This is a genomic window from Burkholderia sp. COPS, from assembly GCF_019425585.1.
Classification (GTDB): Bacteria; Pseudomonadota; Gammaproteobacteria; order Burkholderiales; family Burkholderiaceae; genus Burkholderia; species Burkholderia cepacia.
The window spans coordinates 68,264-93,544 of sequence record NZ_WIXR01000060.1 but is presented as its reverse complement, the minus strand read 5'-3'; the positions used below and the strand labels follow the sequence as shown (position 1 = coordinate 93,544).

19 protein-coding genes and 2 pseudogenes are annotated in these 25,281 nt (G+C 67.0%); 13 read left to right on the top strand and 8 right to left on the bottom strand.

Annotated elements, in window-relative coordinates; translation table 11 throughout:
* Positions 1–58 precede the first annotated feature (58 nt).
* The 3 genes from FOZ70_RS34700 (at position 59) to FOZ70_RS34690 (ending at position 7,343) form a co-directional block, all read left to right on the top strand.
* On the top strand, positions 59–1,246 hold the full coding sequence (locus FOZ70_RS34700; RefSeq protein ID WP_059489323.1) for a beta-propeller fold lactonase family protein: 1,188 nt from the start codon (positions 59–61) through the stop codon (positions 1,244–1,246).
* Positions 1,247–1,694: 448 nt separating this feature from the next.
* Positions 1,695–4,388, top strand: a complete 2,694-nt coding sequence (locus tag FOZ70_RS34695; protein ID WP_219707726.1) for a glycoside hydrolase domain-containing protein — start codon at positions 1,695–1,697, stop codon at positions 4,386–4,388.
* A gap of 72 nt (positions 4,389–4,460) precedes the next feature.
* Positions 4,461–7,343: a sugar-binding domain-containing protein gene (locus FOZ70_RS34690; RefSeq protein ID WP_219707712.1), complete on the top strand. Its 2,883-nt coding sequence runs from the start codon at positions 4,461–4,463 to the stop codon at positions 7,341–7,343.
* Positions 7,344–7,441: 98 nt separating this feature from the next.
* Here FOZ70_RS34690 and FOZ70_RS34685 read toward each other — a convergent pair whose 3' ends face one another.
* Both FOZ70_RS34685 and FOZ70_RS38325 read right to left on the bottom strand, forming a co-directional pair.
* Entirely contained in the window at positions 7,442–8,218 is a 777-nt protein-coding gene (locus FOZ70_RS34685) for a class I SAM-dependent methyltransferase (RefSeq protein ID WP_059489329.1), read from the bottom strand.
* Between the two features lie 117 nt (positions 8,219–8,335).
* Positions 8,336–8,470 (bottom strand): hypothetical protein, encoded by a 135-nt coding sequence (locus FOZ70_RS38325; protein WP_006767081.1) that lies wholly within the window; start codon positions 8,468–8,470, stop codon positions 8,336–8,338.
* Between the two features lie 404 nt (positions 8,471–8,874).
* Between FOZ70_RS38325 and FOZ70_RS34680 the strand changes: the two genes are divergently transcribed.
* The 3 genes from FOZ70_RS34680 to ampC all read left to right on the top strand — a co-directional run bounded on the left by FOZ70_RS34680 (position 8,875) and on the right by ampC (position 11,720).
* Entirely contained in the window at positions 8,875–9,345 is a 471-nt protein-coding gene (locus FOZ70_RS34680; protein ID WP_059863270.1) for a hypothetical protein, read from the top strand.
* 70 nt (positions 9,346–9,415) lie between these two features.
* Entirely contained in the window at positions 9,416–10,228 is an 813-nt protein-coding gene (locus FOZ70_RS34675; RefSeq protein ID WP_060307400.1) for an alpha/beta hydrolase, read from the top strand.
* 322 nt (positions 10,229–10,550) lie between these two features.
* Positions 10,551–11,720, top strand: a complete 1,170-nt coding sequence (ampC, locus tag FOZ70_RS34670) for a class C beta-lactamase (protein ID WP_104767546.1) — start codon at positions 10,551–10,553, stop codon at positions 11,718–11,720.
* Positions 11,721–11,894: 174 nt separating this feature from the next.
* Here ampC and FOZ70_RS34665 read toward each other — a convergent pair whose 3' ends face one another.
* A complete protein-coding gene (locus tag FOZ70_RS34665; protein WP_258025810.1) occupies positions 11,895–12,266 on the bottom strand; it encodes a cupin domain-containing protein in 372 nt (123 codons plus the stop codon).
* 244 nt (positions 12,267–12,510) lie between these two features.
* Between FOZ70_RS34665 and FOZ70_RS34660 the strand changes: the two genes are divergently transcribed.
* The 3 genes from FOZ70_RS34660 (at position 12,511) to FOZ70_RS34650 (ending at position 15,332) form a co-directional block, all read left to right on the top strand.
* Complete coding sequence (locus FOZ70_RS34660) at positions 12,511–13,173, top strand: ankyrin repeat domain-containing protein (protein ID WP_219707710.1); 663 nt, start codon at positions 12,511–12,513, stop codon at positions 13,171–13,173.
* Positions 13,174–13,312: 139 nt separating this feature from the next.
* A complete protein-coding gene (locus FOZ70_RS34655; RefSeq protein ID WP_219707709.1) occupies positions 13,313–14,224 on the top strand; it encodes an NAD-dependent epimerase/dehydratase family protein in 912 nt (303 codons plus the stop codon).
* Positions 14,225–14,429: 205 nt separating this feature from the next.
* Entirely contained in the window at positions 14,430–15,332 is a 903-nt protein-coding gene (locus FOZ70_RS34650; protein ID WP_219707708.1) for a LysR substrate-binding domain-containing protein, read from the top strand.
* Positions 15,333–15,454: 122 nt separating this feature from the next.
* On the opposite strand, the gene FOZ70_RS34645 is transcribed toward FOZ70_RS34650, so the two are convergent.
* From FOZ70_RS34645 to FOZ70_RS34630, 4 genes are all read right to left on the bottom strand, one after another.
* On the bottom strand, positions 15,455–16,849 hold the full coding sequence (locus tag FOZ70_RS34645) for an efflux transporter outer membrane subunit (RefSeq protein ID WP_219707707.1): 1,395 nt from the start codon (positions 16,847–16,849) through the stop codon (positions 15,455–15,457).
* Positions 16,846–20,037, bottom strand: a complete 3,192-nt coding sequence (locus FOZ70_RS34640) for a multidrug efflux RND transporter permease subunit (protein WP_219707706.1) — start codon at positions 20,035–20,037, stop codon at positions 16,846–16,848. Before FOZ70_RS34640 ends, FOZ70_RS34645 begins: the two co-directional genes overlap by 4 nt.
* Positions 20,034–21,233, bottom strand: a complete 1,200-nt coding sequence (locus FOZ70_RS34635; RefSeq protein WP_219707705.1) for an efflux RND transporter periplasmic adaptor subunit — start codon at positions 21,231–21,233, stop codon at positions 20,034–20,036. The genes FOZ70_RS34640 and FOZ70_RS34635 overlap by 4 nt, the downstream gene beginning before the upstream one ends.
* A 293-nt stretch (positions 21,234–21,526) precedes the next feature.
* Positions 21,527–21,871 carry a DUF4148 domain-containing protein gene (locus tag FOZ70_RS34630; RefSeq protein WP_219707725.1) on the bottom strand — a complete coding sequence of 115 codons (345 nt, stop codon included), beginning with the start codon at positions 21,869–21,871 and terminating at the stop codon, positions 21,527–21,529.
* Between the two features lie 321 nt (positions 21,872–22,192).
* On the opposite strand from FOZ70_RS34630, the gene FOZ70_RS34625 reads away from it, so the two are divergent.
* Positions 22,193–23,212, top strand: a complete 1,020-nt coding sequence (locus FOZ70_RS34625; RefSeq protein WP_059492476.1) for an aldo/keto reductase — start codon at positions 22,193–22,195, stop codon at positions 23,210–23,212.
* Between the two features lie 29 nt (positions 23,213–23,241).
* Positions 23,242–23,658, top strand: a complete 417-nt coding sequence (locus FOZ70_RS34620) for an SRPBCC family protein (protein ID WP_059620402.1) — start codon at positions 23,242–23,244, stop codon at positions 23,656–23,658.
* Between the two features lie 169 nt (positions 23,659–23,827).
* On the opposite strand, the gene FOZ70_RS34615 is transcribed toward FOZ70_RS34620, so the two are convergent.
* The gene (locus FOZ70_RS34615) at positions 23,828–24,739 is read right to left on the bottom strand and encodes a LysR substrate-binding domain-containing protein (protein WP_021160208.1); all 912 of its coding nucleotides are present in this window, start codon (positions 24,737–24,739) and stop codon (positions 23,828–23,830) included.
* 101 nt (positions 24,740–24,840) lie between these two features.
* On the opposite strand from FOZ70_RS34615, the pseudogene FOZ70_RS34610 reads away from it, so the two are divergent.
* Both FOZ70_RS34610 and FOZ70_RS38320 read left to right on the top strand, forming a co-directional pair.
* Positions 24,841–24,951 (top strand): annotated as a pseudogene (locus tag FOZ70_RS34610) (aldo/keto reductase); the annotation flags it as partial.
* A gap of 116 nt (positions 24,952–25,067) precedes the next feature.
* Positions 25,068–25,242: pseudogene (locus FOZ70_RS38320) on the top strand (LysR family transcriptional regulator); the annotation flags it as partial.
* Between the last annotated feature and the right edge of the window lie 39 nt (positions 25,243–25,281).

Sequence of the window (25,281 nt, the reverse complement as noted above, 5' to 3'; positions counted from 1 at the left end):
CGAGCAGCAGGGTCGAGCCAACCATTGCATCCGCAACCGATCCGGAGAACCGACCGCCATGCATTCGAATCCTTTCCGCCCGCGCAGCGCGCGCCTGCTCGCCGCGCTGACGCTCGCCACGACGGCCGTTGCCGCGCACGCCGCCGACTGGATCGTGTCCGGCAACGACGGCAAGTACCAGCGCGTCGAGGGCCGCGACACCTATCTCGCGTCGCCGCCCGCCGACACGCTGACGCTGCTCGACGCCAGCACGTTCCCGCCGAAGGTCGCGCGGCAGGTCGACGTCGAGAACGGCATCCAGGGGCCGCCGCAGGCCGTCGCGATCACGCCCGACGCGAAGCTCGCGCTTGTCGGCGCGCCGACGCGCTACGACACGGCCGCGAAGCAGCTCGTGTTCGACACGTTCCTGCAGGTCGTGAATCTCGACGCCGCGCCGCCGTCGGTCACGCGCATCGAGCTCGGCACGCATCCGCAGGGGATCGCGATCGACCGCTCGGGCAAGCTCGCGCTCGTCGCGAACGTCGACGGCAGCGTGTCGATCCTTCGCATCGACGGCACGCAGGTGACGCTCGACGGCAGCCTGAAGATCGGCAAGAAGCGGCTGGCCGGGATCAGCTTCACGCACGACGGCAAGCATGCGCTCGTGTCGCTGCGCGACGAGCAGGGCATCGCGGTGTTGAACATCGACGACGGCAAGGTGACCGACAGCGGGTCGCGCCTGAGCACAGGTGTCGCGCCTTACACGATCGACGTGTCGAGCGACAACCGCTGGGCCGTCGTCAGCAACGTGGGGCTGGCCGGGCTGCCGGGTTATACGGGCACGCTCGCGGGCGATGCCGATTCGGTCGCGCTGATCGATGTGTCGCGCGTGCCGTTCCGCACGGTCCAGTACCTGACGGTGCCGTCGCTGCCGGAAGGCGTCGCGATTTCGCCGGACGGGAAGTGGATCGCCGTGCAGGCGATGGACGGTTCGAACCTGACGGCCGACAATCCGGGCCGCCACAAGATCGGCAAGGTGCTGCTGTTCGAAATCCGTAACGGGCAGGCCGTGAAGGTGAGCGAGGTGCCCGGCGGCGAAGCCGCGCAAGGCATCGTGTTCACCGCGGACAGCCGGCACGTGATCGTGCAGTTCAACGTCGAGCGGCAACTGGCGTTCTATGCGGTGGAAGGCGGCAAGCTGCGCGATACGGGCAAGCGGATCGCGCTGACGGGCGGGCCGTCGTCGTTGCGGACGTTGCCGCGCTGACGCGCACGGCATCCGTTCGTCCCGTTCTTCACGTTCATGCGGCGCCCGGGTTCGCCGGGCGCCTGTCAATGCACCTCCCGGTGCGCCGCCGTTGCAACGCAACAAATGGCGGGGATGCGTATCCCGATCTGATTAACGCCCGTTTGTTTAGTTAAACAAACTGAAAATTCGGGAAACTTCTCGTGGTGAATAAACAGTTGCTGTTGCACTGTAAGCCACTGGGAAGGATGTAACGTTCCCGGAAACAGGGCGGCGGAAGCGATGGTTGCGGCGGCAATGATCGTCGCGGGGTATTCGCATGTAACGAGTCAGCGTGACGTCGCCTGAGGGGACCAGGCGACGTCACGCCGCGTGGCATCGATGCGCCGTGCAGGGCCGCCAGCCGTGCGGCGTGCCGGATGATCGCGGCACCGGAACAATCGTTTTAATTAACGGTACTAAACAAAAAATGAAAAATACACGACTCTTGCTCGTCGCCGCGCTGACTTGCGCGGCGCTTGCCGCGTGCGGCGGCGACGACGTGAACAGCGTTCAGACGGCCAGCAACGGCGCGGGAGACACGCCGTCGGCCGTGCCGCCGTCCTCGGACCCCTCCCGGCCGTCGCAGCCCGATCAGCCGGCGCCGCCCAAACGCACCAACATGCAGCTGACCCAGTTCGTCAACCCGCTCATCGGTACGCAGGTCAACGCCGACTCTGGGTACGCAGGCAACGTGAACCCGGGCGCGACGGTGCCGTTCGGCATGGTGACGTTCGGGCCGAATACGCCGCGGTACAACTTCAACGGATCGGGCGGGTATCTGTCGTCCGGCGGATCGAGCGGCACGATTCACTTCTTTAGCGTCACGCACCTGAGCGGTGTCGGTTGCCCCGGGCAGGGCACGGTCGCGATGCTGCCGACCGACGGGGCAAATGCCCTTGCAGCCAACGGCTCGCCGACCGGTATCGGGTACAACTATTCCAACGAAGCCGCCCAACCCGGGTACTACAAGGTGCGTCTCGCCAACGGCATTCTGGCCGAGATGAGCGCGACGGCGCGCTCCGGTGTCGCCCGTTTCACCTATACGGACAAGGACAAGGGTTTCTTCTCGATCGATGCGAAGCTGAACGGCAACAGCAACGCGTGGGGCAGCACGCCGATCGCCGCCGAGAATGTCGCGCTGTCGATCGCCAGCGACGGCAAGTCGATGAGCGGCCAGGCAGTCGCTCCCGCATTTTGTACGCCGTGGGGTACGCGATGGAATGCCCCCGTGTACTTCTACGCAACTTTCGACAAGCCGCTGCGCAAGCAATCGGGCACGTCGTCGGTGAATGTCGCCAGCGACGGCGCAGCGACGCTGCAGTTCGACCTGACCAAGGTGGACAAGACCGTTACCGTGAGGGTCGGCATTTCATCCGTCAGCGCGGAGAACGCCCAGGCCAACCTGAATGCCGAGGGCGGAAAGCTGGCGTTCGACGATGCGCGTGCGCAGGCATCGGCACTGTGGAACGACCGGCTCAATACGATTCAGATCGACGACGCCGGGAACGCCACATCGCTGAATCCGACGCAGAAGACGAATCTCACGAAGTTCTACACCGCGCTTTATCACGTGTTCAGCGCGCCGACGCTCTACAGCGACACGAACGGCGATTTCCGGAGCATGCGTCAGCCCAATGATCCGGACAGTCCGTTCAACTATTCCAACGATATAGACAGAACCGGGGGCGTTCCAAAGCGCGATACCGCGAACGTCAAGAATTACACGTATCGCCACGCCGACGGCTCGACGCGCGGATATGGCAACCACTACACCGGCTTGTCGTTCTGGGATACGTATCGCTCGCAAGCGCAGTTGCTTGCGCTGCTCGCGCCGAAGGAAGCGAGCGACATGATGCAATCGCTGGTCGTCGACGGACTGCAGTGCGGCGCCTTCCCGCACTGGGTCGACGGCAGTGACGATTCGACGCCGATGTCGGGCGACAACGCGCTGAACGTGATCGCGGGTTCCTACAAGTTCGGTGCAACCGATTTCGATCTGGTATCGGCCGCACGGCTGACGAAGCAGTCCGTGTTCGATCCGTCGAGTGCTTGCAACGACCGCTTGAGCGCGCCGGGGCTCCTGAATTTCCTGACGGCCCACTACCTGTCCCCGGACGACGACGGGCATGCGTCGTCCGCGACCATCGAGCGCGTGCTGAGTGACCGCTCGGCAGCGGCCTTCCTGCAGGCCTTGCCGCCTGGCGTACTGAACGCGCCGTCCGTCGGAGTCACTTCCGACAACATCAACACGCTCTACATGCGGGCAGGATGGTGGCGAAACATCTTCGACTACAGCAACAAAGTGATCGCCGCGCGCAACGCACCGCCGGCCGGCGCTGCGTCCGGCACGCTGGGTACGCTGATTCCCGGCGCGTTCCACGAATCAACGGAGCCAAACTACTTCTGGTCGTTCGCGCAGGACTGGTCCGCGCTGATCGGCGCGATCGGCGGCAAGCAGGCGGCCGTCACGCGGCTGAACGCGCTGTTCTCGATCACGACGCCGTACTCGACCGTGCCGACTTCCCGCAACCTGAACGGCGGCGAATCGTCCACTGGTCTGTACATCGGCAACGAACCGTCGTTCCAGTCGCCGTGGGGATACAACTGGGCCGGGCAACCGAGCGGCGCGCAGTACATCCTGCCGATCATCATGGCGCAGACCTTCACGATCCGGCGCGACGGCCTGCCCGGCAACGATGACATGGGCGCGACGTCGAGCTGGTACGTGTGGGCGACGCTCGGCATGTTCCCGGTCATTCCGTCGGAAGCCGGTCTTGCGTTGTCGACACCGCAATTCAGCGGAATCACCGTCTGGCTCGGCAACGGCAAGACGCTGCGTCTTGACAGCGACAAGCAGGTCGCGGCCGACGATACCGGCCACGCCGCGTTCCCCTACATCCAGTCGCTGAAGGTCAATGGTTCGGACTACGCGGGTTCGTGGCTGCCGCTGGGCAAGATCGCAGGCGGCGGGACGATGAACTACGCGCTGTCAGCGACGCCGACGCAATGGGCGGCCGCTGACAACCTGACGCCGCCATCGGGTCCGAACGCGGACTACACGCAGATGACGGCGGGCAGCCCGCCGGCCGCGACGGGCATGCGCCAGGCCGGCGCGCGATGAAAGCGACGGGCGCGCACCGGGTTGGCCCCGTGTGCGCCCGTCGAGACGACACTATCAGAGGAAGGTAACGACATGAAATCGAAAGAGCGCCGGAAATTCCTGACCTACAGTGCTGCGCTGGTCAGCACGAGCTGGCTGGCCGGGTGTAATGGTGATATGGACTCCACGGCGGCCGTGCCCGGCACGCCGGGTGCCGATGGGGCGGCGACGATCCCGCCGGCGGTGCCGGGTGTGCCACCCGATCCGGAACGCGCGTTGCTGGCCTCGCAGGAACTCACGCAGAACTGGACGTTCGCGTCGGCGAGCAGCATGCCGGGTGCGACCGGCGCGCAACTGTCGGGTGCCGCCGACGTGACGGGCATGGCACCGGCGACGGTACCCGGCACCGTGCTGAACAGCATGATCGTCAACCGTAAGTACCCCGATCCGTTCTACGGACAAATCGTTACCGATGTCATTCCCGATACGCTGAAGGACACCGATTACTGGTACCGCACCACGTTCGCGGCGCCGGCCCGGCAACTGGGACAGCGGCTGTGGCTTCATTTCGGCGGCATCAACTATTGTGCGGAAATCTGGCTGAACGGCGCGCTCGCCGGCCGGCTCGAAGGTGCGTTCAAGCAGGGCGAATTCGACATCTCGCGGCTTGTGCCGCAGGCGGGCGGCACGGCCAATCTGGCGGTGCGTGTCGTCAAGCTGGATTTTTCGGAAGGGCCGCTGCTTCCGAACTACAAGAGCGGCGTCACGCGCGGCGGCCGCAACGGCGGCCCGACCGGCAACACGCTGAAAAATGGCCCGACGTTTTTCTGCTCGGCTGGCTGGGACTGGCTGCCGACGATCCCCGATCGCAACCTTGGCATCTGGCAGCCGGTTTCGTGGTTCACGACCGGTGCGGTGCGCATCGCGGCGATGAACGTTGCGCATACGCTGCTCGACGATCTGTCGTGGGCCGAGTTGCGGCTCGATCTCGAGCTGGACAACGGCTCCGGTCACGACATCGTCGCGACGATCGTCGGCAGCATCGGTAACGGCGTGACGTTCACCCACGACATCGAGATTCCTGCGTCGAACACTACGACGAAGGTGTCGCTCACGTCGGCGGACATCGCGGCGCTGTCGATCAAGCAGCCGCGCCTGTGGTGGCCGAACGGATATGGCGATCCGAATCTCTACGCGGTGACCGTCGGGATCAAGGTCGGGCGTGTGCTGTCGGATGAACGCACGCTGAATATCGGCCTGCGTCGCATCGAATATACGCGCGATATCGGTAATGGTCCGGAGTTGAGCATCACCGTCAACGGCCTGCCGATTCTCGTGATGGGCGGCAACTGGGGGCTTGACGAAGCGTTGAAGCGCATTCCGCGCGAACGGCTGTTCAACCAGGTGCGGCTGCATCGCGATGCGAACCTGAACCTGATCCGCAACTGGAACGGGCAGAGTACGAGCGACGATTTCTTCGATGCGTGCGACCGCTACGGGATCCTCGTGTGGCAGGATTTTTTCTTCTCGACCGAAGGGGGGACATCGGGCCCCGCCAACGTGCAGCGTGATCTCGACAACATTCGCGATGTGATTGCCCGCAACCGCTATCGACCATCTATTGTGCTCTGGTGCGGCGGCAACGAAGGCTCGCCGCCAGATGCGGTCGTAGCGGGGCTCGACAAACTCGTCGCCAGGCTGGACCCGCAGCGCCTGTGCCTCACGAGTTCGGCTGGCGATACGGGTTCAGGTGCCGTGAACGGTTATTCGTCCGGCGGCCCGTATAACTGGGCATCGCCTCAGGATGCGTTCAACCGCTACTACGGCAAAACGTCGATCCCGTTCCACAACGAGGTCGGCTCCCATTCGATCCCGACGCTGGAATTCGTCGAAGCGATGCTGCCGCCCGGTTCGTACGAGTGCCCCGACAACTTTTGGGCCGACCGCGACATGAACGGCAACGGCGCGTATTTGGCTAACGTGCCGGGTGGCGCCGGCTACATCGCGATGACCGGCCAGCGTTACGGCACGATTCGGAACCTCGCCGATTTCGTGCGCAAGGCGCAGATGATGAACTACGAGTGTATCCGTTCGATCTACGAAGCAAACGCGGCCGTGATGATCGGCCCGGTGGCCGGGGAGATTACGTCACCTGCCACCGGCGTGATCATGTGGATGACGAACCCGTCTCAACCGAGCTTCGTCTGGCAGATGTACAGCCACGATCTCGAGGAGCATTCGTCGTTCTTCGCGGTTCAGCACGGGTGTCGCCGCGTGAATGTGATCCTCGATGCGGCTACGGCCGACGTGACGATCGCGAATCACACGGCGGCAGCCGTCACCGGCAGCGTTGAAATGCGCGTGTACAACCTGGACGGCACGTTGAGCAGCCGGAGCACGGCCGATGTCGGCGGCGCCGCACGGGCGTCGTATCGTGTGGTGGCGAACCTGAAGGCCGCGATGGCCGCCGCGAAGTCGGACGTATGCATCGTGTCGCTCGCGCTGACCGATTCGGGCGGCAATACGCTCGCGGAGAACGTCTACTGGCGGCAACGCGACGGCGGCGACGCGTCGTATGCGTCGCTCGACACGATGCCGGGCGCGGCGGTTGCCGTCGGGGCCAGCGCATCCGAGGCGGACAACATGACCACGCGCATCACGGTCGATGTCGCTAATATCGGCGCAAGCGTCGCATTGATGACCCACCTGCAAGTATTCGATCCGTCGACTGGCGCGCGCCTGCTGCCCGCGTTCTATAGCGACAACTACCTGAACCTGATCCCGGGCGCGAAGCGGCGGATCACGATCGACCTGCCGCATGCAAGCGGCGCGCCGGTGTCGCGCGTCGCGCTGCGGATCGACGGGTGGCGGCTCGACCGCGGGAACTGCAAGCTCGGGGCTGCTGGGGTGCCGGTCGTTTTCAACGAACGTGCGCTGGCGGTCGATCCGGCGGTGCCGACGTTCGCGAAGTGCTGACGGCGGCGTGGGCGCGTGCCGTGCAAGCGGCAGCGAGCCGTTCAAGCGCCGCGTGAAGGCACGCGGCGTTCGTCGCACGCCCGATCGCCGGCGCGCCGTTACGGCTTGAGAAACCTGTCGAGCCAGCGCGGTGTCGCCGCGCGATCGAAGACGACGTGCAGCTCGGGACTGAACGCGCCGTATTCGAGCCCGTGGCGCTGGGCAAGCAGCGTCAGGGACTGCGGCGTGTGAAACGAGATGTGCCCGTTGCGCGGCACGCAGTACCACCACTGCTCGATGCCGCGCTCGATGATCTCCCGGCTGATCAGCGACGTCTGGAACAGCAGCGCGCCGTCGCGTTTCCGGTAACGCATGATCTGGTCGAAGAGGTCGAACGGCGCCGGATGATGCTCGAACACCTCGAACGACAGGATCGTGTCGAACGTGCCTTCGGGCGGAACCGGGTGCGAGAACGGATCGTACGACGTTATGTCCGTGAAGCCGCGCGACGCCAGTTTCCGTTCCAGCAAGCCCAGCCCCGAGCCGAAATCGAGAATCCGGCCTTCCCGCATTTCCGCGAAACTGGTGCAGATCAGGTCGGCATGCTGCTGCGGACGGATCTCGAGATACTCGGGATCGTGGCGCGCATAGTCGGCGTTATAGACATGCTGCGCGAAATCGTCGTGGGTCCAGCTGTCGAACATGGGCGCCCACGTGAAGCCGCATTGCTCGCAAGCATGGTAGTAGACCGGCACGCCCGCATACGGGTCGACTTTCTTCCCGGCAATGAAGTCGGCGCCGCAGCGCGAGAAATCGACCAGCCCGCAGATGGGCGCGCGGGCCGAGCACACCTTGCAGGCGAGGGCGGCCGGGTGGCGGTTCGAACCATGATTCAAATTCCGTTCTCCTGGTTGCCGGCAAGGCGTGCGCGTGACAGACGGTGCGGGTGCGGGAGAGGCTATCACAGTCGCGCCGGCCGTCGCGACCGGGCGCGGCCGCGTGGCCCTGCGCGCTTACGGACGCAGCAGGTCGAATCCGCCGAACACGACGACACCGCTCAACACGATCATCGCGACGGAGTGCTGGCCGAAGTAGAGAATCGCGGCGGCAAGCCACGTCGTGATGCAGAAGGCGCCGATGCGGGCCATCGTGTGTTCCTCGAATGCGTGATGAAGTGAGCGCGCGCCGGACGGCGTTCGCCGCTTGAAGCGGCGAGCGGGGCTCGCAGGCGAACGGAAAAAGCGACCCGCGCAGCCGCGACCGCGGCGTCGGCACGTGTCGCGTGCCGCGCCCGGAAGGGCGGGAGTCGATAACCGGCGGCGTTGCGCGCTCGTGCGCCGGGGCAGCGGGCGCGCGACTTCCGCCGGCGAAGCCGCGATTTTATCAGCGCTGCGGTGCCGCGAATCTGGCCCTTTCGCGACCAAAACCGGCGATCTTCAGCCAAATCTGTCTGGCCCCGATACTCAAGTTTCGTGTGACGAATGCCGTAAACGAGTTGGAAGGTAATTTCGCCCCCAGCCACGATTCGCTTACCGACACAGGGACCGACACGATGCAGATCGATTTCTCCACGACCACGCGCACCTCGCTGGCGGACACCAGCCCTGGCGCGAACGCTTCGTCGGCCGCGCCCGCCGCGACGTCATCCACCGATGGCGCGACGAATGCCGCGGGCGCGACGGGTACGACGAGTCCGGCAGGCACTTCCGGTGCGCAGGGTTCGACCGGTGCCACCGGCGAAACGCTCGGCGCATCGGGCGCGTCGTCCGACGACCCGGCGGTCGCGCAGCTGAAAGCGTTGATCGACCGGTTGCAGAAGCAGCTGGCCACGATCGAGCGCCAGATGGCGAGCGCGGCGCAGCGCGCGAAGGACGACCCGGCCGCGGCGGTCGAACAGCAGTCGCTGAGCGCGGAAGCCGGCGCGATCGCGGGGGCGCTGGCGACCGCGATCTCGCAACTCGCGGCGGCGATCGAGAAGACGGGCGGCTCGTCGGCGGGCGGGCTGGTGTCGACGCAGGCCTGAGCGGGTGCGGCCGCGTCGGCCGCACGCATTACAATCGCAAGCACGTCTCCCTCGACAGGACGACAGAACGATGGATGCGGAACTCGACGACGACGACCTCGTCCGCTTCGACGCGCAAGGCGGCACGCCGCTGCCGGCGGCCGACGCGCAAGGATGGCTCGAACACGACGGCGCGCGCATCTGGCACGCGTCGTTCGGCCACGGCCCGCCGGTCGTGCTGCTGCACGGCGGCCTTGGCCACGGCGGCAACTGGGGCAACCAGGTGCCGGCGCTGCTCGCGGCCGGCTACCGCGCGATCGTGATCGACAGCCGCGGCCACGGCCGCAGCACGCGCGATGCGCAACCCTATTCCTACGAACGCATGGCGTCGGACGTGCTCGCGGTGCTCGATGCGCTGCACGTCGACCGTGCGCGCTTCGTCGGCTGGAGCGACGGCGCGTGCATCGCGCTCGTGCTGGCCGATCGCGCGCCGGAACGCGCGGCCGGCGTGTTCTTCTTCGCATGCAACATGGACCCGGGCGGCACGAAGGAGATCGTGCCGGGCCCGCTGCTCGACCGCTGCTTCGCGCGGCATCGCAAGGACTATGCGGCGCTTTCCGCGACACCGGGCGAGTTCGACGCATTCGTCGCGGCCGTCAGCGAAATGATGCGCACGCAACCGGATTACAGCGCGGAGGATCTCGCGGCGATCGCCGTGCCGGTCACGATCGTGCTGGGCGAGCACGACGAATTCATCCGGCCCGAGCATGCGGCGTACCTGGCGCGCACGATCCCGGGCGCGACGCTGACGATCCTGCCCGGCGTGAGCCATTTCGCGCCGCTGCAGCGGCCCGCGCGGTTCAACGCGGCGATGCTGGGGTTTCTGGACCAGTTGCCGGGGTAACGCGCTCGAGCCGTCGTGTTGTCGGCGCCGTGACCCGTTTGCACGGCAACGTCATCGACGTGTCGCGTTCGTGGCAGTGCACGCGACGGTGCCGTTCGACGTTCCCCGCAAACCATCGAGCACGCCGCGCCGGCGGCAGCGGTCATCCACTCCTTCGCCAATCCCATAAGTTTTTCTTTAGGCTCGATCAACATAACGTCGATTGTTGACGGACGGCTTACAGCGGATAGTCCTGCTTCGGCAGGCCGGCCGCTGCGATTTCCGCATGGCGCGACCGGATCTGTTGTCCACGCAACCATCAGAAATCGAAGGAACCGCAACCATGCGATTCAACGCGACACGCTTCGCCGCGACCCTGCTCGTCGCCGCGTGCGTCACCGCCACGGCCGGCCGCGCGGCCGCCGCCACCCCGGACGACCTCCACGACACCGTGACCCGTCACATCGCGCCGCTGATGAAGCAGTACGCGATTCCCGGCATGGCGGTCGGCATCGTCGCCGACGGCAAGCCCTACGTGTTCGACTACGGCGTGATGTCGACGCAAACCGGCAAGCCCGTCACCGGCGACACGCTGTTCGAAATCGGCTCGGTCAGCAAGACGCTGACCGCGACGCTCGCGGCCGACGCGCAGGAGGGCGGCGAACTGTCGCTGGCCGACCCGGTCGGCAAGTACCTGCCCGCCCTGCAGGGCAAGCCGTTCGGTGTCGTGACGCTGCTCGATCTCGGTACGCACACGTCCGGCGGCATGCCGGTGCAGGTGCCGGACAGCATCCGCGACGACGCGGGGCTGATCCGCTATCTCGACGCGTGGCGGCCCGCGCATGCGCCGGGTACGTACCGGACGTATTCGAACGTGTCGGTCGGCATGCTCGGGTGGCTCACCGCGAAGGCGATGCACAAGGATTTCGCGGTGCTGATGGAGCAGCGGCTCTTTCCCGCGCTCGGCATGACGCACACGTACATCAACGTGCCGGAAGCACGTCAGGCCGACTATGCACAGGGTTATACGCAGGACGGCAAGCCGATCCGGATGACGGGCGGCATGCTGTGGCAGCCGGCCTACGGCGTGCGGACCACGGCGGCCGACCTGCTGCGCTTCGTGCAGGCGAACATGGGGCTGATCGAAACCGCGCCGCGCCTGCAGCGCGCGCTCGAACGCACCCACACCGGCTATTTCCGCGCGGGGCCGCTGACGCAGGACCTGATCTGGGAACAGTATCCGTATCCGGTCGCGCTGCCGACGCTGCTCGAAGGCAACTCGATGAAGATGCTGCGCGACGGGTTGCCGGCCTCCGCGATCAAGCCGCCGCTCGCGCCGAGCGCGAATACGTGGATCAACAAGACGGGCTCGACCAACGGCTTCAGCACCTATGTCGCGTTCGTCCCGTCGAAGCGGATCGCGATCGTGATGCTCGCGAACCGCAGCTTTCCGAACGAAGACCGCGTAAAGGCCGCGTACGGGATTCTCGGGGCGCTCGACGGCCGGCGGTAACATTTCCGCCGGCACGCCGGTCGTGCCGCACGGCCGGCGTGCCGAGCTGTCGGGAAGGCGACCGATGCGGTCGCGACGAATCCGGACGAACGATTGCGCACGGCGGCGATGCAGCGCGGCTGGCGGATCGTCGACCTGTCGTGCAATGCCGCGTCGATCGCGCCCGCTCGCCACTCATTCGGGCGGCTGCTCGTCGTACGCGACGAAGATCTTCCGCGTGCGTTCGACGACTTCCCACGTGCCCCGAAAGCCCGGCGGAATCACGAAACGATGGCCGGCACGCAGGGTCTTCCGGTTGCCTTCGAGGTCGGTGATCACCGACGTGCCTTCGAGGATCTCGCAGTATTCCGCTTCGGTGTACGCGACGTGCCAGCAGCCGGGTGTGCTTTCCCAGATGCCGGTCGAGAAGCGGCCGCACGGACTCGCGAAGCCGGGTGTGAGCGTCTGCAGCGGATCGCCGGAAATCAGTTTCTCGGGCGATACGCGGTACTGCGTGGGCTCGCCGCCCGGGGCGAACGCGTCGGTGATGGAGGAAACGTCGATCATGATGGGCATGCTTCGTCGGGGTGGATGGATCGGGGGCGCGTGCGGCGCGCCCGTGCGAGGCGATCGCGATGCGTGGCCTCGCGTCCGACATCATCGCAGATCGACGGGCCGGTGCGGGCAGTGGCCCGATCGGGCGCCGGGAAATCCCGACCCGAAGCAGCGCCGCGCGATCGCGCAGCCGCGACGAACGCTTATGATGGGCGATCGACGCGATCACGCGAACGCGACACACGAGGAGATCCGGTTGAGCATCACATGGGACGGCATCACGGGCGCCGACGTGCTCGGCGACGCGCAGGTCGCGACCCGGCACGCGCTGGCGGACGCGGCCAGGAACGGCGACTGGGCGACGATGCTTGCGCTCGTCGCGAAGGAGCGTGCGCTCGTCAACGCGACCCGGCTCGGCGGCACGTCGCTTCGTGCGCCGCTGCATCAGGCTGCCTGCGGCGGCGCACCGAAGGCGGTCGTCGCCGAACTGTTGCGGCTCGGTGCGTGGCGCATGCTGCGCGATGCCCACGGCGAGCGCCCGGTCGATATCGCCGGGCGGCGCGGGCATCGGCATCTGGTCGACCTGCTGGCGCCGCAGCCGCGACGCTTCGTGCCCGACGCCACGCTGTTCGCCATCCAGCGCCATTTCCACGCGATGATGCTCGGCCGCATCGCACATTTGCGCGTCGACGCGCTGCGCCTGCCCGAACTCGAACCGCTACTCGAACTCGACGCGCAGGCCGAACGCATGTGGTTCGCCGTGCCGGGCATGTATGGCGGATTCGGCTATGCGCTGCACACGGACGGCGATGCGGCGATGCTCGTGTCCGAAAGCTGGAGCCGTGTGGCCGGCGGCTCGGGCCAGCGGCACGAAATCACCGCGAACGGCTGCACGCTGGTCGACGAGGGATTCGTCTGACGCGGCCGATCATCCCGTTGCGCTCAAAACTGTTTTCGCGACGCTGCCCTTCCTCGCGCAACGCCGGCCGCCGATACTGCGACGCACGACATTTCGCGAGACGTGTGCCGTACCGACTGTCTCGCTCTCGGAGCAGCAGATGAAAGGCATCAGGATATTCGTGACGGGCGCGAGTGGCTACATCGGCGGCTCGGTGGCCGCGCGGCTCGTCTCGGCAGGGCACGTCGTCACCGGCTTGACGCGCGACGGCGACAACGCCGCGAAACTCGCGGCGGCCGGCATCATGCCGGTCGTCGGCACGCTCGACGACTCGGCGCTGCTGCACGCGTTCGCGCGCGACGCGGACTGCGTCGTCAACGCGGCGAGCAGCGATCACCGTGCGGCCGTCGAGGCGATCATCGCCGCGCTGAGCGGCTCGGGCAAGACGTTCGTGCATACGAGCGGCACCAGCGTGATCGCGGACGACGCACAAGGCGCGCATGGCGATGCCCCCGTATTCGACGAGACGACGCCCGTCGTCAAACCCGCGAAGGCCGAGCGCCGCGCGATCGACCGGCTCGTGATGTCGTCGGCCAGCCTCGGCATCCGTTCGGCCGTGATCTGCAACAGCATGATCTACGGCGACGGCCTCGGCATCCGCCGCGACAGCGCGCAGCTGCCGCTGCTCGCGGCGATCGCGCGCGATGCCGGCGCGGTGCGCGTGATCGGCAAGGGGCTGAACCGCTGGTCGAACGTGCACGTCGCCGATGTCGCCGATCTGTATCTGCGCGCGATCGATGCCGCGCCGCCCGGTGCGTTCTACTTCGCGGAAAACGGCGAAGCGTCGTTCGCGGAAATCGGCCATGCGCTCGGCGAGCGGCTCGGCTTGCCGTCCATCGTCGAATGGGACATCGCGGATGCGGCGCGGGCGCTCGGCCATTCGCGCGCGCATTACTCGCTCGCGTCGAACAGCCGCGTGAAGGCGTTGCGCGCGCGGCAGGAACTCCGGTGGGCGCCGACGCACGGCGCGATGCTCGACTGGATTCGCGACGAGATGCCCGTCGCGGCCTGACGCGGCGTTGCCTTGTCTGACGAAAAGCGCGCCCGCCCGGGCGCGTTTGCGTATGCGGCCTCCCGCTTCATGCCGGATTGTTCGGACAATAGTCGCCGCGAATCATTGAACCGAAATCAACTGTGATTCGCGCGCGCGCCGGCTTATCAAAGTGGCGCGGCGGCACTATCGTGGCGGTTTCTGAAACCGCGGAAGGTTGCCGACCATGAAGACGACCCTCGACGAGATGCTCGCGTTCGTGACCATCGCCGATACCGGTTCGCTGACGGGTGCGGCCGACAAGCTGCATCAACCGACCTCGGTGATGAGCCGGATCCTGCGGCGCCTCGAGGAGAAGCTCGACACGACGCTGATCCGCCGCACGACGCGCCGCCTCGAATTGACCGACGAGGGCAAGCTTTTTCTCGACTACGCGCGCGACATCATCGCGTCGGTCGAGTTTGCCGAGGAACAGATCGTCAGCCAGCGCGAGACGCCGTCCGGGCGCTTGCGGATCAACGCGGCGATGCCGTTCATGCAGCATGTGATCGCGCCGATGATGCCCGGCTTCCGCGAAGCCTATCCGGCGATCACGGCCGAACTCCATACGAGCGACGAGATCATCGACCTGCTCGAACAGCGCACCGATGTGGCGATCCGGATCGGCGAGCTGCGCGATTCGACGCTGCATGCGCGCCGGCTCGGCAGCAGCCGGCTGCGCATCCTGGCGAGCCCGGCCTATCTGGAGAAAGCCGGCGTGCCGACGAGCGTCGCCGATCTCGTGAACCATGCGCTGCTCGGCTTCGTGCAGCCGGAAACGCTGAACCACTGGCCGTTGCATACCGCCGACGGCGGCGTGTACCGGATTCATCCGGCGCTGCGGGCGTCGAGCGGCGAGACGCTGCTGACGCTCGCGCTCAGTGGCGCCGGCATCGTGTGCCTGGCCGACTACATGACGGGCACGCATCGTCGCGACGGCAGCCTCGTCGAGCTGCTCGTCGACGATACCGTCGAGTTCCGCCAGCCGATTCACGCGGTGTTCTATCGCAATGCGACACTGTCGTCGCGCATCGTCAGTTTTCTCGACTACTTGAGCGCGCAGTTGAAGGACGGCGGCGACATCGACTGAGCCGGTGCCGCACGCAGCTGGCCACGCAACATGCAAAAGGGCGGCGGGTTCGAGTCACATCGAACCCGCCGCCCTTTGCGTATCGACCGATGCGCGGCAGCGGTCGCACCTGAACCGCGCGCCTACTGCCCCAGCGCAGTCATCAGCCTGACCCGGCCGAGCATTTCCTCGGTGCGCGCCTGCGCGAGCGAATCCTCGGCCGCGAGCAGCGAACGCTGCACCTCCAGCGTATCGATGAACGCCGATTCGCCGCTGCGCCACGAGCGGTTGATCTGCGTATAGGCGCCGCGCGCGTTCGACACCGCGCGTTCGAGGCGCTCGGTCCGGCTGTGATCGCGGGCGGTGGCGGCAATCGACGTCTCGACGTCGCCGACGGCTGTCAGCACCGTCGAGCGATACGCGGCGACCGCCTGTGCGGCCTGCGCTTGGCGCAACGCGACGACGCTGCGCCGGCGCCCGCCGTCGAACAGCGGCGCGCTCGCGCCGGCGCCGGCCATCCATGCGAGCGAACGCGCGAGCGTCGCGCCCGAGAAGCCGTCGATCGCCGCACCGATCACGCCGATCAGTTGCAGGTGCGGCTTCAGGTCGGCCTCCGCCACGCCGATCCGTGCATAGGCGGCGACGACGCGCGCCTCGGCCGCGCGCACGTCGGGCCGGCGGCGCAGCAAGTCGGCCGGCGTGCCGACGCCCGGTGCGGCGGCTGTCCACACCGGTTCCGGCGCGGGCGGATCGACGCGCGCATAGATGGCCTGCGGCGTGGACGCGGTGATGATCGACAGCCGGTGGATCGCGGCCTGCCGCTGAAGTTGCAGCGCGGGCAGCTCGGCCAGCGTCGTTTCCGTCTGCGCGGCGGCGCGGTCCACGTCGGCAATCGGTACGACGCCCGCGGCGAACAGGCGCCGCGTCGATTCCTCGGTGCTGCGCTGGCTCGACGCGTTGGCCTCGACCAGCGCAAGCCGCTGCTCGAGCCCGCGCACCGTCACGTAGGTGCGCACGGTTTCGTCGATCGTTGCGATCCGCACGGCCGCCGCATCGTTCTGCGCGGACGCGATATCCGCGTCGGCGGCCGACACGCCCTGGCGGATGCGCCCGAAGATGTCGATTTCCCACGCGAGGCTCGCATTCAGGTCGAACGCGTTGCCGGTCGTCGGCGTATCGGTCGGGAATGCCTGCGAGGCGGAGAGCCGCTGGCGGCCGGCGCCCGCGTTCAGGTCGACCGAAGGGAACCACTGCGCCGCCGCGCCGATCCGCACCGCGCGCGCCGCGTCGATGCGTGCGACCGCAGCCTGCAGGTCGAGGTTGTTCGCGAGCGCCGTGTCGACCAGCCGGTCGAGGATCGGGTCGTGGAAAGCGTGCCACCACGCGCCGGTGTCGGCGGCCGGGCCGCCGGCCGCGAGATCCGCGTTCGCATAGGTCGCGGCCAGCGGCGGCGGCGTGACGGTGGCGACCGGCGCGCTCGTGCACGCGGTCAGGACGGCCGCCGCGGACAGCGCGGCCACGAGTCGAACGAACTTCATTGCACCACCTCCGTCGCGACGGTCGCGACAGCGGCCTTGCGCAACGCGAGCCGGCGAACCATCACATAGAACACGGGCGTAAACAGCAGCCCGAAGAACGTCACGCCGATCATCCCGAAGAACACGGCCGCGCCGACCGCCTGACGCATTTCCGCGCCGGCGCCTTCGGAGATCACGAGCGGCAGCACGCCGAGGATGAACGCGAGCGACGTCATCACGATCGGGCGCAGCCGCTGCACGCAGGCTTCGACGACGGCCTCGACGAGTTCGGTGCCGTCGGCCTCCAGCTGCCGCGCGACCTCGACGATCAGGATCGCGTTCTTCGCGGCGAGCCCGACCAGCACGATGAAGCCGATCTGCGTGAGGATGTTCACGTCCTGGCCGAGCGCGCGCACGCCGAGCGACGCGGCGAGCAGGCACATCGGCACGATCAGCAGGATCGACACGGGCAGGCTCCAGCTGCCGTACTGCGCGGCGAGCACCAGGTAGACGAGCAGTACGCACAGCGGAAACACGAGCAGCCCCGTGTTGCCGGCCGTGGTCTGCTGATACGACAGATCGGTCCATTCGAAGGAAATGCCGCGCGGCAGCACCTGTTTCGCGAGCGATTCCATCGTCTTGATCGCGAAGCCGGAACCGAGGCCCGGTGCCGTATCGCCGTTGATCTCGGTGGCCGGATACAGGTTGTAGCGCGGTGCGCGATCGACGCCGAGCGTGTCGTCGATGCGAGTGACGCTGCCGATCGGCACCATCTCGCCGTCGCGGTTGCGCACCTTCAGCCGCGCGAGGTCGGAGGCGCCGACGCGGAACGGCAGGTCGGCCTGCGCGGTCACGCGATAGGTGCGCCCGACGATGTTGAAGTCGTTGATGTAGGTCGAGCCGAAATACGTCTCGACCGCGTCGTTGATGGCCTGGCTCGGCACGCCGAGCATCTCGGCCTTCTCGCGGTCGAGCTCGACGTGCACCTGCGGGCTCGTCGCGGAGTAGGGCGTATAGACGCCGACCATGCCGGGCGTGCGGTTCGCGGCCGCCACCAGATCCTGCGTCGCTTTCGCGAGCGCGGCGGTGCCGAGGCCGTTGCGGTCTTCGAGCCGCATCGCGAAACCGCCCGTGCTGCCGAGGCCCTGCACCGGCGGCGGCATCGCGACGACGATCGACGCCTCGGTGACGGCCGCGAGCCGCTTGCGCATCTCGGCGGCGATCGTGTCGATCGTCAGGCCGCGCGCCTTGCGTTCGGGCCAGGGCTCGAACACCGGGAACAGGCCGGCGCTGTTCGCCGAGTTCGTGCCGGTCGCCGCGTTCACGCCGGAGAACACCGGCACGCGTGCGACACCGGGCACCGACAGCGCGATGTCCTCGATCTTGCGCGCGACCGCGCTCGTGCGTTCGAGCGTCGCGCCGTCGGGCATCCGCACGAGCACGACGAGGTAGCCGCGGTCCTGCGCGGGAATGAAGCCTTTCGGGCTCGACACGAGCAGGTAGCCGGTCGCGGCGATCAGCACCACGTACAGCACGCCCATCGCCGGGATGATCCGCACGACCTTCCTGACGAGCCGGCCATACGCATCGGACAGGCGCTGGAACACGCGGTTGAACGCGTTCGAGAAGCGCCGCGCGACGCGCATCGCCGGCGCGAACGGCGCGGCCTGGCGCGACGCCGGTGCGGGTCCATCGTGATCGCCGGTGTGCGCTTTCAGCATCATCGCGGAGAGTGCGGGCGCGAGCGTCACCGACGTGAAGAACGAGATCGCGGTCGACACGGCGATCGTCACACCGAACTGGCGGAAGAACTGGCCCGAGATGCCCGGAATGAACGAGGTCGGCACGAACACCGCGCACAGCACGAGCGTGATCGCGAACAGCGCGCCGCCCACCTCCTTCATCGTCAGCAGCGTCGCGTCGAGCGGCCCGGCACCGGCCGACAGGTGCCGCTCGACGTTCTCGACCACGACGATCGCGTTGTCGACGACGATCCCCACCGCGAGCACGAGGCCGAACAGCGTCAGGTTGTTGATCGAGTAGCCGAGCGCGGCCATCGCCGCGAACGTGCCGACGAGCGACACCGGAATCGACAGGATCGGGATGATCGACGGCCGCCAGCCCTGCAGGAACAGCAGCACGACGAACACGACGAGCACGACGGCTTCGTAGATGGTCTTGACGAGTTCGTGGATGCTGTCGCCGATGAAGGCGGTCGGGTTGTAGCCGATGTTGTAGACGATGCCCTTCGGGAAGTCCCTGGCCAGTTCGGCCATCTTCTTCTCGACCGCATCCATCGTCGCGACCGCGTTCGCGCCGGGCTGCTGCAGCACCTGCAACGCGATCGTCGGGTGGCGCAGCATGTAGCTGTCGGTCGCATACGCGAGTGCGCCGACCTCGACGCGCGCAACATCCTTCAGCCGCACGAGCCGCCCGTCCTTGCCCTGCTTGACGACGATGTCGCTGAAATCCTCGGGGCGCTTGAGCCGCCCTTCGAAGATCAGGTTCGGCTGGAACGCCTGGTTCGTGATCGGCGCCTGCGCGACCACGCCGCCCGCGAGCTGCGTGTTCTGCGCCCGCACCGCGGCGATCAGGTCGCCGGGGCTCAGGCCGAACGACGCCACGCGTTCGGGATCGAGCCAGATGCGCATCGAGTATTCGCGCGCGCCGAGCGGGTTGATGTCGCCGACGCCCTCGATTCGCTTCAGCACGTCCGCGACGTCGCGGATCGCGTAGTTCGACACGTACAGCGGATCGTAGCGCTGGTCCGGCGAGTACAGGAAGATCGTGCCGAGCTGCGTCGGCGACGACTTGCGCACCGACACGCCGCTGCGCTGCACGGGCTCCGGCAGGCGCGGCGTCGCGAGCGCGACGCGGTTCTGCACGAGCACCTGAGCCTTGTCGACGTCGGTGCCGGGCTTGAACGTCACGGTGATGTTCAGGCTGCCGTCGGACGTCGCCTGGCTGTACATGTACAGCATGTCTTCCACGCCGTTTACTTCGAGTTCGATCGGCGTCGACACCGTTTGCGACACCGTTTCCGCGGACGCGCCCGGATAGGTCGCCTGGATCACGACGGTCGGCGGCGCGATGTCCGGATACTCGGACACCGCGAGCGAGAAATAGGCCAGCGCACCGGCGATGGTCAGCACGATGGACAGGACGATCGCGAGCACCGGTTGCTGGACGGACAGACGGCCGAGGTTCATTGCGCGCTCCCGGTCGTGCCGCTCGCCGCGCGGGCCAACGTGGCAGCTTCGATCGCGCGCGGCACGGCCTTGACCTTGTCGCCGGCCTGCACGCGCTGGAAGCCGTCGACGATCACGCGGTCGCCCGCGTTCAGCCCCGCATCGATTTCGCGCAGGTTGCCGTACAGGCGGCCGGGCGTCACCGGGCGCATCGCGACGGTGCCGTTCGCGTCGACGAAATACAGCACGCGGCGCGTCGCATCGGTCGCGACGGCCGCATCCGGCACGAGCAGCGCGTGATGCGCGACGCGGCTCGACAGATAAACGCGGCCGAACTGGCCGGGGCTCAGGCGCCGGTCCGGATTCGCGACGCGTGCGCGTTGCCGCAGCGTGCCGGTCGAGTCGTCGAGGCGGTTGTCGACGAAATCCATCGTGCCCGTCAGCGACGGCTGCGCATCGCCCGGCAGCGCGATCGCGACCTGCCGCGACGACGCACTGCCGCCGCTTTTTTGCGCCTCGCGCGTATAGCGCAGGTAGCTTGCCTCGTCGACATCGAAGTAGATGTCGATCGGGTCCTGCGACACGATCGTCGTCAGCACGGTCGCGTCGCTGTCGCCGCCTTTCACGAGGTTGCCCTCGCTGACGCGCTTGCGGCTGATGCGGCCGGACATCGGCGCGACGATGCGCGTGAACGACAGATCGAGCCGCGCGCGTTCGAGCGCACCTTGCGCGCTCGTCACCTCGGCCTGCGCACTTTGCACGGCCTGCCTGCGCTGGTCGTAGAGGCTCTGCGCGATCGTGTCGGTCCTGATCAGGACGCTGGCGCGTTCGAAATCCTGCCGGCTCAGCTTCAGTTGCGACTGCGCGCGTTCGAGCGTGCCTTGCGCGGCCGTGACGGCCGCTTGATACGGGCGCGGGTCGATGACGAACAGCAGGTCGCCCTTGCGGACGGTCGCGCCGTCCTGGAACGCGACCTTGTCGAGATAACCGCTCACGCGCGGGCGCACGTCGACGGTGTCGACCGCTTCGAAGCGGCCCGTATAGACGTCGACTTCGTTGACATCGCGCGCGACGGGCGCGCTGACGATCACGTTCGGCGTCGCGGTCGGCGCCTTGTCGTCCGACCGGCAGCCGGACAACGCGACGAGCGCGGCCAGTGGAATGGCGGCCAGCACGGCCGGTCGCGCGATGCGCTTCAATCCTGGATATCGGTTCATACGTGTGCGAAATATCGAGTGGGGCGCCTGGCGCCGGATGGTGCGCAGTATCCGGCGCGGCGCGCGGCGGATAAACGGATGAAGCGGCATAAGAACTTGTACTGCGCAGTCACGAATCGGCGTACGCGGTGACGATGTGCGAGCGGGTTTCGCGGGGCAGGGCGGGGGAGAAAAAATGCGGCGACGACGCGTGGCCCGAATGCCTGTTCAGGCGATTCGGGCCGGCCATGCGGAAGGGCGGGACGAGCGGCGGCGCTTGTCGGGAGGCGGGCGCTCTTGCGTGTCGGCGCGGCTCAATGACCGCGATAGATCGAGTCGCGGCCTTTGATCGTCGTCACGCGGCCGGATTCGCCGGCGGTGCGCGCTTCGCTGCCGTAACCGGACGTCGCGGCGGCCGGTGCGGTGCCCGGCGCATTGTGTGCGACGGTGTTTTCACGCACGCGCTTTTCGGCGGCGAGGATCGCGACCGGATACTGGTTGTGGTCCAGCGCCGGGGTGTAGCCGACCGCCGCGAGGCGGGCCATTTCGGCTTTCACTTCGGCGCGGGTCAGTTGATGGTCGGCCTGCTGCGCGAACGACAGCGCCGGTGCGGAAAGGATCAGTGCGGCAAGCGTGGAAGAAGTCAGCGTTTTCATCATGGGTACCTGTCGGGTCGAGTGAACCGCAACCACGTCGATGTCGTTGCGAGTGCAGCCAATATAGGTATCGCGGCGCCCGGGAAAAACGGCTGCCGGCCCAAATGATTTTTGATCTGGAATCACGAATCGGGTGTGAATTCGGTCGAAAGCCTTGCCGGTCGGGCGTCCTGCCGGAACGGGGTATCGGGGCGGGTCGTCGAGGCAGGCCTTGAAACGGCCGTTCAGACCTTCGGGGACTCAAGTGTGTCGAATTCCGTCTTGGACAGACTTAACCGACGTACCTAGACTGAACCCGCTTTCCCTCATTCCCTGGAGAAAATCATGAGTCTCGAAGACAAGCTGCCCGGTAACAAGATCCTTGGTTTCGGTACTGCGCCGCTTGGCAACATGTTCCGCAACATCCCCGACGCGGAAGCCGCGGCCACCGTCGAAGCGGCATGGCAACACGGCATCCGTTATTTCGATTCGGCTCCGTTCTACGGCGCGGGCCTGGCGGAAATCCGCCTCGGCGATGCGCTGGCGAACCACCCGCGTGACGAATATGTCCTGAGCACCAAGGTCGGCCGCGTGATCCTCGACGAAATCGAAGACGTGTCGGCACGCGATCTCGGCGAAAAGGGCGGCCTGTTCGAACACGGCCGGCCGAACCGCATCGTCAACGACTACACGGCCGATGCGACGCTGCGTTCGATCGAGGACAGCCTGAAGCGCCTGCGCACCGACCGCCTCGACATCGTCTGGGTGCACGACATCGCGCAGGACTTCTACGGCGACGAATGGCTCGCGCAGTTCGAAGTGGCGCGCAAGGGCGCGTTCCGCGTGCTGAGCAAGCTGCGCGAAGAAGGCGTGATCAAGGCATGGGGCCTCGGCGTGAACCGCGTCGAGCCGATCGAACTGGTACTGGACCTCGCCGAACCGCAACCGGACGGCATGCTGCTGGCCGGCCGCTACACGCTGCTCGACCACGAGCGCGCGCTGCAACGCGTGATGCCGGCGGCTGCCGCGCAGAACGTCGGGATCGTCGTCGGCGGCCCGTACAGCTCGGGCGTGCTCGCCGGCGGCACGCACTTCGAATACCAGAAGGCTTCGCCGGAGATCCTCGCGAAGGTCGAGCGGATCAAGGCGATCGCGACGCGCTACGACGTGCCGATCAAGGCCGCGGCGCTGCAGTTCTCGATGTCGCATCCGGCCACCGTCGCGGTGATTCCGGGCGCGAGCCGTCCGGAGCGGATCGCGGAAGACCAGGCAGCGCTGAACGTGGTGATCCCGGCCGACTTCTGGCGCGAAATGCGTGAGCAAGGTCTGATCGCGGCGAACGCGCCGCTGCCGGCCGGTCGTTGATCCTGACATCAATCCTGAAAGGTGATGACATGGCACAGGCCAATGCAAGCATCGAACTCCCGGCTTCGGCCGGGGCGGTCTGGCAACTGATCGGCGGGTTCGGGGCGCTGCCCGACTGGCTGTCGTACATTCCGGACAGCGAACTGAGCGAAGGCGGCCGCGTGCGGCGTCTCGCGAACCCGGCCGGCGAGGCGATCGTCGAGCGGCTGGTCGCGTTCGACGAAGCGCAACGCAGCTATACGTACGCGATCCTCGAGGCGCCGTTCCCGGTCGTGAACTATCGCTCCACGCTGCGCGTGCGTGAAAACGGCCCGAACACGTCGACCGTCGAGTGGTCGGGCACGTTCACGCCGCACGGCGCGACCGACGACGACACCGTCAAGCTGTTCCGCGGGATCTACGAAGACGGCCTCGCGGAACTGGCGAAGCGGTTCGCGGCGGCCTGACGGCAGCGCAACTCGGCGCATTGCGTCGCACCGCGTGAGCAGGAGCCCGGCGATATCGGGCTTCGTCAGCGCCTTCGTCGCAGGTTCAGGCTCGCAGCGAAGGCGTTGGCACGTTTTGCTTCGCATGCGCGACCGCGCCGATGTGCAGGCCCGCCGGCCATCCGCAGTGTTACTTTCCGGCCACCGCGACGACTTCCTCGCCGGTCAGGATTTCGCGGAAGATGCCGACCAGCGGCCGCAGGTTGACCTTGTGCCACGCAGCCCACAGCGGCGTGCGGTAACTGAACCACGGCAGCTCGCGCAGCACGACGCCTTCCGGCACCTGGTGACGCAGGCTCTGCTGGATCATCGTCACGCCGAGCCCGGCGGCGACGAGGCCGAGCGCCGCGAGCGGCTCGGTCGCTTCCACCGAAATGTCCGGCGAAAAGCCGGCTTTCGCGCACGCCGCGACGAACGCGCCGTGACGCGGCGCGCTTTCGTGCTGCGTCACGCCGATCCACGCCTGCGCGGCGAGATCGTCGGCGACGAGCGTCTTCTTCTTTGCGAGCGGGTGCCCGTCGGGCATCGCGAGCAGCATCGGGTCGTTCAGCACCCTCATCGAATCGAGTTCGGGATCGTCCGGCGCGGGCGGCTCGGTGACGAGTGCGATGTCGAGGCTGCGTTCGCGCAAGCCTTCGAGCTGCGCGGCGGATTGATAGTTGTACAGAGCGATGTGAACGGACGGGCGATCGGCACGCAGCGTCTTCAGCGCGCGCGGCAGCACGCCCGAGTGCGTGGCCGTTTCGAGGTAGCCGATGCACAGGCCGCCTTCGTCGCCGCGGCCGAGCCGGCGCGCGAGCGATTCGAGGCGGTTCGCGTGACGCAGGAACGCGTGCGTTTCGCTGAGGAACGTGCGGCCGTCACGCGTCAGACGAATGCGCTGCTGGCTGCGTTCGAACAGCGTCAGCCCGAGCTTTTCCTCTAGCTGCGCGATCTGGCGGCTGAGCGGCGATTGCGAAATGTGCAGGCGTTCGGCCGCGCGGCCGACGTGTTCCTCTTCCGCGACCGCGATGAAATACTGAAGCTGGCGGATGTCGAGCATGCAAGACCTTCGGGGACTCAAGTTTGATGAATTATGTCTTGGGCGGACTTAGGTGTGCAACCTAGACTGGGTTCACTTTCCTGTCCGAGCCGGAGCAACCGATGAATCTCAAAGACACGCTGTCGGCCGATACCCGGCTCGGTTTCGGCGCGGCGCCGCTCGGCAACATGTTCCGCGACATTCCCGACGCTGAAGCGATCGCCACCGTCGAAGTTCAGCGGCATCGACGTTCGATATCTCCGCCGATTTCCGGCGCGAGATGCGCGGGCAGCAGCTCGTCGCAGCCGATGCGCCGTTGCCGATCGATCGTTGAGCGCCGGGCGGCACGCTGATCGATCGGGTAATGGCCGCGTAAGCGGGCAAGTGCGTGGCGGCCCAGGCGTTCGAGCAGGCTGTGCCCGATGGTGACGTCCGCGTCGCAGCCGCTGTCGATGATCGGCGATGCGTTCTGCGCGGATTTGCGCGATGCGTTTGCGAGGATGCGGGAGAAGGGCGCCGCATGATTCGGCGGGAAGGGGAATGCAACAGCGGCAGCGACAGCG

Excerpts from the sequence above, each read along its gene's own strand:
- FOZ70_RS34695 (WP_219707726.1), top strand. The coding sequence starts at position 1,695 with ATGAAAAATACACGACTCTTGCTCGTCGCCGCGCTGACTTGCGCGGCG.
- FOZ70_RS34645 (WP_219707707.1), bottom strand. The coding sequence starts at position 16,849 with ATGAAGTTCGTTCGACTCGTGGCCGCGCTGTCCGCGGCGGCCGTCCTG.
- FOZ70_RS34680 (WP_059863270.1), top strand. The coding sequence starts at position 8,875 with ATGCAGATCGATTTCTCCACGACCACGCGCACCTCGCTGGCGGACACC.
- FOZ70_RS34635 (WP_219707705.1), bottom strand. The coding sequence starts at position 21,233 with ATGAACCGATATCCAGGATTGAAGCGCATCGCGCGACCGGCCGTGCTG.
- ampC (WP_104767546.1), top strand. The coding sequence starts at position 10,551 with ATGCGATTCAACGCGACACGCTTCGCCGCGACCCTGCTCGTCGCCGCG.
- FOZ70_RS34700 (WP_059489323.1), top strand. The coding sequence starts at position 59 with ATGCATTCGAATCCTTTCCGCCCGCGCAGCGCGCGCCTGCTCGCCGCG.
- FOZ70_RS34650 (WP_219707708.1), top strand. The coding sequence starts at position 14,430 with ATGAAGACGACCCTCGACGAGATGCTCGCGTTCGTGACCATCGCCGAT.
- FOZ70_RS34625 (WP_059492476.1), top strand. The coding sequence starts at position 22,193 with ATGAGTCTCGAAGACAAGCTGCCCGGTAACAAGATCCTTGGTTTCGGT.
- FOZ70_RS34640 (WP_219707706.1), bottom strand. The coding sequence starts at position 20,037 with ATGAACCTCGGCCGTCTGTCCGTCCAGCAACCGGTGCTCGCGATCGTC.
- FOZ70_RS34690 (WP_219707712.1), top strand. The coding sequence starts at position 4,461 with ATGAAATCGAAAGAGCGCCGGAAATTCCTGACCTACAGTGCTGCGCTG.
- FOZ70_RS34665 (WP_258025810.1), bottom strand. The coding sequence starts at position 12,266 with ATGATCGACGTTTCCTCCATCACCGACGCGTTCGCCCCGGGCGGCGAG.
- FOZ70_RS34615 (WP_021160208.1), bottom strand. The coding sequence starts at position 24,739 with ATGCTCGACATCCGCCAGCTTCAGTATTTCATCGCGGTCGCGGAAGAG.
- FOZ70_RS38325 (WP_006767081.1), bottom strand. The coding sequence starts at position 8,470 with ATGGCCCGCATCGGCGCCTTCTGCATCACGACGTGGCTTGCCGCCGCG.
- FOZ70_RS34675 (WP_060307400.1), top strand. The coding sequence starts at position 9,416 with ATGGATGCGGAACTCGACGACGACGACCTCGTCCGCTTCGACGCGCAA.
- FOZ70_RS34620 (WP_059620402.1), top strand. The coding sequence starts at position 23,242 with ATGGCACAGGCCAATGCAAGCATCGAACTCCCGGCTTCGGCCGGGGCG.
- FOZ70_RS34630 (WP_219707725.1), bottom strand. The coding sequence starts at position 21,871 with ATGATGAAAACGCTGACTTCTTCCACGCTTGCCGCACTGATCCTTTCC.
- FOZ70_RS34655 (WP_219707709.1), top strand. The coding sequence starts at position 13,313 with ATGAAAGGCATCAGGATATTCGTGACGGGCGCGAGTGGCTACATCGGC.